Origin of the sequence: Rheinheimera sp., assembly GCF_020217005.1 — a bacterium.
In the GTDB taxonomy this organism is placed as follows: Bacteria; Pseudomonadota; Gammaproteobacteria; order Enterobacterales; family Alteromonadaceae; genus Pararheinheimera.
This window is the reverse complement of record NZ_JAIWOI010000336.1, coordinates 1-10,000: the sequence shown is the minus strand read 5'-3', so window position 1 is coordinate 10,000 and position 10,000 is coordinate 1. Positions and strand designations below refer to the sequence as shown.

Sequence of the window (10,000 nt, the reverse complement as noted above, 5' to 3'; positions counted from 1 at the left end):
TCACTGACTTCTTACATAAACTCTCATAAGAAACACCATATACACATAATTTAATACCAATAAAACTCAACATGCTTAGCACAATATTATTAAGCATCTTCTTTAAGTATAGAGAATTGGAAATCCCTCCTCGTTCCCCGCCTGGATTAAGGAAATAATATATATTTTCCCCTTTTAAACATTTAAAAATCATTTTTATATAAAAAAAACTAGGATTAATCCCGTTTTTTTTATTAATACCTAATTGCTCTTTAAAATCCAAAGGAGCTAATGAAGCATCTATCTTTATCTCATCAGCATGTTTGGACAGAGCCTCTATAAGCATCCTATTAATTATCGCATCACCTAAATTATCAAACTGCGTCTTTACTCTATAAAAAATGCAAACTTTAGACATGAGACATACTTTCCGATTTACATTTTCCAATACAGTAGTAATTCAGACCGTATGAGCGAACCTTCGATGTATCGTAAAGGTTTCTGCCATCAAACACAGCCTTGTCATGCAATGCGTCACTAATTATTTCGAAGTTTGGCGCTTTGAAATTTTTCCAGTCTGTACATATGATCAATGCATTAGATGAGGACAAGGCAGATTCTTTGGTACCAACAAGGTATAGATCATTTCTGCTTCCGTAGATTCGTTGAGTCTCCTCCATAGCTTCAGGATCATAAGCTTGTACTTTAGCCCCTGCTTCCCAAAGTTGTTCCATCAACACTCGGCTTGGTGCTTCGCGCATATCGTCGGTATTAGGCTTAAAAGCCAAGCCCCACAAGGCAAAGGTTTTACCTTTTAAAATATCTTTGATTTCGCCTTTTTCCGCTTTATCCCATACTCCGTAATGCTTACAGATCATTTCAAACAATTTGTGTTTTTGCCGATAGTTGACTGCTTCTACTGCATCGAGAATTTCGGGGGTATAACCAAACTGCCGGGCTGTTTGCGCTAATGCCTGCACGTCTTTAGGGAAACAGCTGCCACCATAACCGCAACCTGCGTAAATAAAGTGGTAACCGATACGAGGGTCTGAACCTATGCCCTTGCGCACGTTTTCGATGTCAGCCCCTACCCGCTCGGCTATATTGGCCATTTCGTTCATAAAGCTGATTTTGGTGGCTAACATGCAGTTAGCCGCGTATTTGGTCAGTTCGCTACTGCGTACATCCATGACTATGATTTTTTCATGGTTACGGTTAAAAGGTGCGTATACCTCACGCATAATGTCTTCGGCAAATTTAGAACTGGTACCTATGACTATGCGGTCTGGCCGCATAAAGTCTGAGACTGCTGCGCCTTCTTTTAAAAACTCAGGATTGGAGACCACGTCAAATTCAGCAGCAAAACCGCGCTCTGCTAAGGTTTGCTGAATAACAGCCGTAACTTTGTCAGCAGTGCCTACTGGTACAGTACTTTTATTTACAACCACTTTGTAGCTTTGCATCAGCTGGCCTATGGTTTTGCCCACAGCCATTACATATTGCAAGTCGGCTGAGCCGTCTTCGTCTGGTGGTGTGCCTACTGCTATATAAATCACTTCGGCATGCTGCACTGCTTCTTCAGCATTAGTAGTAAAACGCAGGTTGCCCTGGCTGACGTTGGTTTTCACCACGCTTTCCAGGCCAGGTTCGTAGATAGGAATGATGCCTTGTTTTAAGCCGTCAATTTTTGCCTGATTTACGTCGGCACAGATCACGTCGTGGCCTACGTCAGCCAAACAGGCACCGGTAACCAGGCCAACATAACCTGTACCAAAAATACTAATCTTCATTCCCAATCCCTTTCTATCGTTTGGCGGTTTTTCCTGCCGTATTTTTTAATGTCTTGCGGGCGGGGTTAAAACCCGCCCCTACAATTTATGGACGGGATAAAACCATCACCGGTAATTTTTGGCTGAGGTTTACCTCATTCATATGTTTTTTGCGGGCGGGGGGAAACCCCGCCCCAACGATTTATCAATGGGATAACCCCAACACTACTACTTTATATTTTGCTTAAGCAATCAAACTAAGTGGCGTGCCCGCCATCATCTTTTTTAATAAAGCAGCGAAGTCGGCGCCTAGTTTAGGGTCTTTTAAGGCGTAATCTACTATAGCTTCTAAATAGCCCAGCTTGCTGCCGCAGTCATGGCTGCGTCCTACTATGCGGTAAGCTTCCATGGCTTCTTCGGTAAGCAGTTGGGCTAAAGCGTCTGTTAATTGTATTTCGTCACCGGCACCTGGTTGGGTAAAGCTTAGAATTTCCATTACTGTGGGTGACAACACATAGCGGCCAGTAATAGCCATATTGGAAGGTGCGTCGTCTGCCTCTGGTTTTTCTACCATGGCTTTTAAGTTTACTGAATGCCCTGCTTCTATCGGCTGGCCCGCTAAATCGACAATACCGTAACTGCTGACTAACTCTTTAGGCACCGGCTCTACCATCACCTGACTGGCGCCCGTTTGTTCGTAGCGTTGAATCATGGCTTTTAAGTTATCTTGTTTTAAATTGCTGCGGTATTTGTCTATTAATACGTCTGGCAATAACACGGCAAAAGGTTCTTTGCCAACCACTGGCGCAGCACACAAAATGGCATGGCCCAGGCCCAGTGCCTGATGCTGGCGCACAGAAATTACAGTCACGTGTTTTGGGTTTATACAACGTACTTCGTCCAGCAATGAGCGTTTTACCCGTTTTTCCAGCTGGGTTTCTAATTCGAAGCTGGTGTCAAAATGGTTTTCGATGGAATTTTTACTGCTGTGGGTGACCAGCACTATTTCGGTAAGGCCTGCAGCTGCAGCTTCTTCGATCACATACTGGATCAGAGGTTTGTCCACTACCGGCAGCATTTCTTTTGGAATAGCTTTAGTGGCTGGTAACATGCGGGTACCAAGGCCTGCTACAGGTATAACAGCTCTGGTTACTTTACGAATGTCTGGTGCTTGCATATTAAAATCCCTCTTTACTAATGCCAGATCGCTAGGCTTGTGCACGAGCGCTGCGCTTTGCTTTGTGGCTATTTGTTGTGCCAGAAAGTAATGCCGAATCAAAAAAGTTGTATTCAAACCTGGTTTATTCGCTCAACTACTCAGCAAAGGCCGTCCCTCGCCTTTAGTGCATCATCCCTAAACAGGATGAAAAATACGCTGCTTCACTTTAAGCGCACAGTGTGACATTAAAGTGAAAAAACGCGCACGACTATACAACAGCAAGCGGCTATTTACAAAGCAAAGCATAACTTGTGCCAGTAAAAAACATTAAATTTGATAGATGACATTTGATAAATATGATAAGTATGATAAATACTGTATTATTTTACCTGAGTTCGCTCCGAGGCCTTGGGCTATAGTGGTGCATTACCGCCCCAAATTAATGCATTAGCTCCGGCTGCTGATTATTCATTGTCCTGCACCTTGGCAAGTCAGGCAGAAAGTGGCAAATTAATGTATCTTTTTCAACCAAATCCGGGTCTCTTAACACAAAGCTTCTTTTTAGCTCGCCATAGGTGTCGGTTAAATGGAATACTATGTCATGGAAGGTGCCTGATTGAATGCTAATGTCAGATGCACTTCAGGTGGTGCCGGGAGGTTTATGCTACGCAAATACGCTGTTGTAGCACTACTGTCTCTTTCCATATCTGTATTTAGCAATGCCAGCTATGTGCTGCCAGTGTTCAAACCAGAGATGCTGGAGACCATTCGCTCTCAGTACGGCGATGCAGCTTTGGAAAGAGTAGAGTTGTGGCGGGATTTGCTCGAGGAAGGTAAGTCAGAGTCTGACTGGGTGCGGGTAAATAAAGTAAATAAGTTTTTTAATGATCAGATCCGTTACGAGTCTGACCAAAAACATTGGGGCCAGGCCGATTATTGGGCGACTCCGGTGGAGTCGCTTGGCACTGCAGCCGGCGACTGTGAAGATTACGCAATAGCAAAATATGTCTCCCTGCGAGCCATGGGTGTTCCGGACAGTCAATTACGGATCATGTATGTCAGGGCTATGTCGGTAAATGAGCCACACATGGTGCTTATTTATATGGAAACTGAGGATTCTGTGCCTTTGGTTCTGGACAATTTGATTAAAAAAGTTCAGCCTGCCACCCGCAGACCGGACCTTAAGCCTATTTATGGCTTTAATGCAGAAGGCTTATGGCTGGCAAAAGCACAAGGTTTAGGCCGTAAAGTCGAAGGCAAAACAGGCGGTTCGAACTGGCAAGATTTGCTAAACAGAATTGAAAAGGGAATGTAACTGTTATGGCTCATAAATGGTGGAGGAAACTCCCAGGTATTTCGTTAAGGACTCAACTGCACTTATTAATAGTGCTGGTCGCCTTATTTACCTTTTCTTTTAGTTTGTACATTTCAGTACAAAGCACTCAAAGTTATCTGAATACTCAGATGAAGTCGCATGCGCAGGACGCAGCAACCAGCTTAGGTTTGTCGATGTCGGCTTACATGGACGACCCGGATCTGGTAATAGCTCAGACTATGGTCAGCGCTATTTTTGATTCAGGCTATTACGCCGAGCTGGAATTCAAAACCGCTAAAGGCGAAGTAAAAATTAAGCGCAGCAATCCTATTGAATACGACGAAGTGCCGGAGTGGTTTGTGGCGCTGTTTCCTCTGTCGCCACCTTTCGAAAGCAGCGAAGTGAATAACGGCTGGATGGTGGCTGGTGTGTTGTCTATTCAGTCTAACCCCGGCATCGCTTATAAAACCTTATGGCAACAAGCCAGACAAAGTTTTTACAGCATTGCGGTGATCACTTTGTTTAGTGCGCTTTTTATCCAGCTGATTGTGATTGCTGTGTTAAGCCCATTACGCCGTATTGAACTGCAAGCCCAGGAAGTAGGTAAAAAGAACTTTTTACAGCAGGAAAAACTGCCCTTTACCACAGACTTGCGCTCAGTGGTAAAAGCCATGAATGCGATGGTGGCTAATATTCAGCGCAGTTTTAAATCATTAAGCCTGCAGGCGGATGAACTGAAAGTAAAAGTATTTACTGACATGCTGACTGGCCTTGGCAACAGAAGATTGCTGGAGCAGCGGTTTGCCGCCGAAAAAACCGAACAAAAGGCCCATGATTTACGCTTGCATATTGGCATGATGAGTTTGCATTCACTGACTGAAGTGCATCAACGCCAGGGCTTCGAAGCGGCTGATCAATATATTTTGCTGGCGGTTAAAGAATTTAAAGAAACGCTGGAAGAAATGACCAATAACCAGCTGTTCCGGTTAGGAGGCAGTGATTTTATCTTTTTAAGCCACGCCAGCTCAGAGGTATTGGAACAGCAGGTGCAGCAGTTAAGTACTAAGTTAAAGTTACTGGACAGTGTGTTTTATCCTCATGGTTTTGCGTCAGTGGCTTTAATGGAAGTGGAACCTGAAGATAATTTGCACCACTGCCTTTCTACTTTAGACAGCGCCATTATTCAGCGCGCACAACAGCCAGACCTGCCGTTGCTGGTGAAAGATGAAAGCATGCTGATTAAACCTGAAGGCCGCATGGCATGGCATGCTGTGATTAAAGACCTGATCCAGAATCAGCATTTTGAGTTATGGGCTCAGCCTGTGATTAACGGCGACAAGTCTGTTGAGTACATTGAAACCTTTGTGCGCTTTTATTACCTGCATTCACAGCTGTCGACTGCCGAAACTTATGCCATGGCTGAACAACAGGGTTTGTCACTACAACTGGATCAGCAGGTTATACATTTTATTCTGCAGCAAGTGCAGAATGAACCTGGCCACACTTATGCGATTAACTTGTCGCAGGGTGCGGTCAGTTCAGCGTCGTTTTTGCAGTGGCTGGATAAAGAGCTGCAATTACTGGCTGGCAAAGTTCGTCTGGTGTTTGAGGTGTCTGAGTACTCTATTTTGCGTGCGCCAGACGAAACCAAGGCACTGATGAATATTATTAAGCGCAATAAATGCAAAATTTGTATTGAGCGTTTTGGTTCTAGCATGACCACCTTCAAATATTTGCAAGGTCTGAATGTTGACTATGTGAAAATTGACGGTGCTTATGTGACAGCACTTAACGAACAGGATAACCAGTTCTTTATCAAGACCTTATGTCAAATCAGCCATGGCATAGGGATCAAAGTTCTGGCGCCTCATGTTGAATGTGAACAAATAATGGACAATTGTTTTGCTGCAGGAGTGAACGCGGTACAGGGCAATTGGCTGCTTGCGCCACAGAAGGTTAATGCACAAGTGAAAAAAACTGTCTTGACACAGCCGTTCATTAACCTAGAATTAGCGCATTCGCCTAGAAATTAATCAAAAAGGATGTCAGATATGAAAAAAATGAACACTCTTGCTGCAGCGGTATTAGCTGCATCATTGTTCAGCGCCACTGCTATGGCGCAAGAAACTGCAGCAGTTGACGCTGTAGTTGCTCAATATGCGACTTTAGTAGCTCAGTATCAGTCAGAGGGTATGTCTGAAGAAGCTGCAGAAGCTGCTGCTGCCGAAACTATCGAAGCTGAACTGCAAGCTTTAATCGCTGCTGCAACAACTCCTGAAGCTAAACAAGCTTTAGTAGAAGCTGCAATGGAAGCTGCTGCTACTTTAGGTGACTCAGCTGTTGCCGCTGTTGCTACTGCTGCTGTTGCTGCTGGTGTACCTGCTGATACTATCGTTGCTATCGCTGCTGCTACAGGTGCTAACGTATCTGCGGTAACTGCTGCGACTGGCGGTCAAACTGCTGCAGGTCCTGGTGCTGGCGCTGGCGCAGGTGGCGACACTGGTACTGGTAATGTAGGCGCTCCAGGCACTGGTGGTAGCATCGGTGGCGGTTCTGGTGGTGGCGGTGGTTCTGCTTCAGGCAACTAATCACTGAAATTGTTAAGTGATATATCCAGGTGACTTGAAGTTACGGCGAGATGGCTAAGCCAACAAAGCGGTAACTTTAAGGACGATGGACAGATGAGGGCCGCAAGGCCCTTAGTATTTTCTACTCTGATACATATTTGGTATTGGTGCGATATGGAAAGCGCTCCCTGATGGCTACACGACAATATCTGTTTTCTCTCATCCGTGCCTTGTGTTGTTTCACCTTAGTGTGGTGCCCTATTCCACTGGCCAGCAACAGACCCTGGGCCTGGGCTATTCTGGAATTGTTGATCCTTCTCATTTTTAGCCTGCATTTAGTTTCTGTATTTCGTGGCCGCACCCCCTGGTTTGCCGGGTCCTGGCAGCAACTTTGTTTAGTTCCTTTTGTCGCTGTGCTGGCGGTTCTCAGTGCGCAACTCTGGTCTCCTGTGTCCTGGCTGAGCACTGTGGACCCAAATCAAACCGAAATTCTTTGGGTGAAAACCTTATGTTATGGTTTATTCGCCTGGGTGATTAGCAGCTATTTCCGCACTGACAGCCATTTGAAGCTGTTGTGTTACGTCATTATTGCCAGCGGCGTATTTCAAGCCAGTTATGGCTCTATTCTGAATTTACAAGGCGCTGAATTATCCCCTATTTTTGGCGTAGCTGAGGGCAACAGAGCCCGTGGTTCTTTTGTGTATCAAAATCATTTTGCCAACTACCTGGCTATGACTCTGGCTTTGGGTGTCGGCCTCTTAATGGCTGAATTATCCAGCCGGGCTATGCAGTGGAACTGGCGTAACTTCAGCCGTACTGTGCTGGAATCTATGCTTAGCACCAAGATATTACTGCGTCTGGCTCTGGTGATTATGATGATTGGCCTGATTTTAAGCCGTTCCCGCATGGGCAATGCTGCCTTTTTCACCGCGCTACTGGCGATATCTTTGTATGCCCTCTGGTTTTATAAAAACAAACCTGCCCTGCTAAAGCCGTTGGTGATCAGTATTTTTGTGCTGGATATGATCGCTGTAGGTTCTATTTTTGGTATTGAGAAGCTGCAACAGCGCTACGAGGAAACGTCGTTTTCAGCAGAAACCCGTGATGAAGTGGTACGCGACAGTCTGCCTATAGTGGCTGACGCGCCCTGGTTTGGTCATGGAGGTGGCACATTTTATACTGTGTTTCCGGGTTATCAGCCTAATCACTACTCGGCTTTATACGACCACGCACACAATGAATACCTGCAGTTTGCGATAGAACTGGGTGTGCCAGTGACATTATTACTTGGGCTCTGGTTGTTATGGAGCTTGTGGCTAAATTTGCAAACCATGAGGTTAAAGCAGAATAAACTCAGCAGAGGGATAGCTTTCGGCTGTTCTATTGCTATTGTTCATATGCTGATCCATAACCTGGTGGATTTCAATTTACAGGCACCCGCCAATGCGGTGCTATTTATCACAGTGTTGTGTTTAAGCAGTATTGTTTATGCACGACAGGACAATAGAGGAATAAGTTCCACCCAGCCTGATGCCTAAGGAACAAGGGATGTCTGTTATTCGGCTGGATTTGAATTGGCAACCATTGAGTTGCAAGGATTGCACATTATTATGGGGAACTCATTTGGGTTAACACGCCGACAGTTTTTACAGCTGTGCGTGGCTAGCCCTTTGCTCGTGTCTGCGGTAACTGCCTGCGGCAGAACTAAAGCTTTTAGCCTTGGCGTGTATCAGCACCCGGGCCATGAAGCTTTTTATCTCAGTGAACACTTTAATTTATTGCCAACAGATGTAATGCTGCGCACCAGCCAGTCTTCCGAAGCTGTGGTGAGCGCTATGTTGTCTGGTGAACTGGATGCTGCAACTTTAGCGTTGGATGAAGTACTGACTTGCCTGGCTGCCGGTATTCCACTGCAAGTAGTGTTGGTACTGGCCCGATCCTGTGGCGCTAATGTCTTATTATCCAAACCTGAACTGCATACTCCGGCCCAACTGAAAGGCAAAGTGATAGCACTGGAGTCCAGGCCAGCCACTGAACTTTTGCTGGAGCATTATCTGCATAAGACCGGCCTGGATCGTCAGGAGGTTGAAGTAGCGTATCTGCCTCAACTAAAACAGATGATGGCCTGGCAAGAAAGCCAGATTGACGCCGCTATCAACACTCCTCCTGTATCTCACTATATTGAACGCGCTGGCGCTGTAAGGCTGTTTGACAGCAGTCAGTGCCCGCCCCTGATGTTTCAGGTGCTGGCGGTGCGGACAGACCGCATTGACTGGCTAAACAATATTCCGGCCCGGTTGTTAAATAGCTACTATCTTGGACTGCAACAACTCCGCTTATTTTCCGGCGACAGTATCAGACGCACAGCGCTGTGGCGTAATCTGACCTTAACCGAAACCCAAAATTATTTCGCCAGTGTGCAGTACCCAAGCCCTATGCAAAATATGACACTGCTGTCAGGCTCGGACGTGCTGCCCAATGCCATGCGCAAACTCAGCACTTTTATGCCGGCTGCTGCAGTTTCTGCTGTTGATTTTACCCATGTATTGAATGCCACAGCCCTGCGGCAATTGGTGCTGAGCTTATGAAAAAGTTGTTGTTTTGTTTGTTGTTGATTTATTGCGGCTGGACTAAAGCGTCAAATACTGCGGTACGTTTTGGCATTTTAGTACACGATGATCATTATCAGAGCGCCCCGGATTATGTTGGCCTTCAGGAGTTTTTAACCAGTCAAATGGCTCCGGACCAGGTTGAGTTGGTGCTTATCGAACCTTCTAATCTGGATCTGATTGATATTCAGAGTAAAACCGATTTTCTGCTGACCGATCCCTATCATTATTTGCTGCTGAAAACCAAAGGTGATATTCCGCCACCTCTGCTTAGCCAGGTGATGCTGACAGAAAAAGGCCAGTTTGATTTGGCTGGAGGCGTTATTTTTTGCCTGGCGGATAACCCTGTCTGTGACTTAAGTACACTTACTAAAGCCAGTATTGCAACTGCGGGTCCCTACTCTTTGCTGGGTTATGTGGCGCAAATGAAAGAGCTGCAGCAACTGGATATTCAGCCAGCACCGGATCTGCTGCATCATCTGGCGTCAGAGCAGGCCGTGATAGCCGCAGTGAAAAGCCAGCAAATGGATATAGGTTTTATCCGCACTGGTGTGCTGGAAGATATGGTAAAACACGGCGAACTTAAAGCGGCCGAAATGAAG

General features: G+C 45.7%; 9 protein-coding genes. 6 read left to right on the top strand and 3 right to left on the bottom strand.

What is annotated here, in order from left to right; translation table 11 throughout:
- The 3 genes from LDL40_RS16475 to galU form a co-directional block, all read right to left on the bottom strand.
- A partial coding sequence (locus tag LDL40_RS16475; protein WP_300996540.1) for a hypothetical protein occupies nt 1-397 on the bottom strand: 397 nt, incomplete at its 3' end.
- Entirely contained in the window at nt 390-1,769 is a 1,380-nt protein-coding gene (locus LDL40_RS16470) for a UDP-glucose/GDP-mannose dehydrogenase family protein (protein WP_300996539.1), read from the bottom strand. The genes LDL40_RS16475 and LDL40_RS16470, both read right to left, overlap by 8 nt.
- Before the next feature lie 223 nt (nt 1,770-1,992).
- Complete coding sequence (gene galU, locus LDL40_RS16465) at nt 1,993-2,925, bottom strand: UTP--glucose-1-phosphate uridylyltransferase GalU (RefSeq protein ID WP_300996538.1); 933 nt, start codon at nt 2,923-2,925, stop codon at nt 1,993-1,995.
- Between the two features lie 643 nt (nt 2,926-3,568).
- Between galU and LDL40_RS16460 the strand changes: the two genes are divergently transcribed.
- From LDL40_RS16460 to LDL40_RS16435, 6 genes are all read left to right on the top strand, one after another.
- Nucleotides 3,569-4,222, top strand: coding sequence for a transglutaminase-like cysteine peptidase (locus LDL40_RS16460; RefSeq protein ID WP_300996537.1), 654 nt, complete (start codon nt 3,569-3,571; stop codon nt 4,220-4,222).
- 5 nt (nt 4,223-4,227) lie between these two features.
- Nucleotides 4,228-6,255, top strand: a complete 2,028-nt coding sequence (locus tag LDL40_RS16455) for an EAL domain-containing protein (RefSeq protein ID WP_300996536.1) — start codon at nt 4,228-4,230, stop codon at nt 6,253-6,255.
- 18 nt (nt 6,256-6,273) lie between these two features.
- Nucleotides 6,274-6,810, top strand: a complete 537-nt coding sequence (locus LDL40_RS16450; protein WP_300996535.1) for a hypothetical protein — start codon at nt 6,274-6,276, stop codon at nt 6,808-6,810.
- 170 nt (nt 6,811-6,980) lie between these two features.
- Nucleotides 6,981-8,327: an O-antigen ligase gene (locus LDL40_RS16445; protein WP_300996534.1), complete on the top strand. Its 1,347-nt coding sequence runs from the start codon at nt 6,981-6,983 to the stop codon at nt 8,325-8,327.
- A 72-nt stretch (nt 8,328-8,399) separates the two neighbouring features.
- On the top strand, nt 8,400-9,377 hold the full coding sequence (locus LDL40_RS16440; protein ID WP_300996533.1) for an ABC transporter substrate-binding protein: 978 nt from the start codon (nt 8,400-8,402) through the stop codon (nt 9,375-9,377).
- Nucleotides 9,374-10,000, top strand: a 627-nt coding sequence (locus LDL40_RS16435) for a PhnD/SsuA/transferrin family substrate-binding protein (protein ID WP_300996532.1), incomplete at its 3' end; no start/stop codon positions are given. The genes LDL40_RS16440 and LDL40_RS16435, both read left to right, overlap by 4 nt.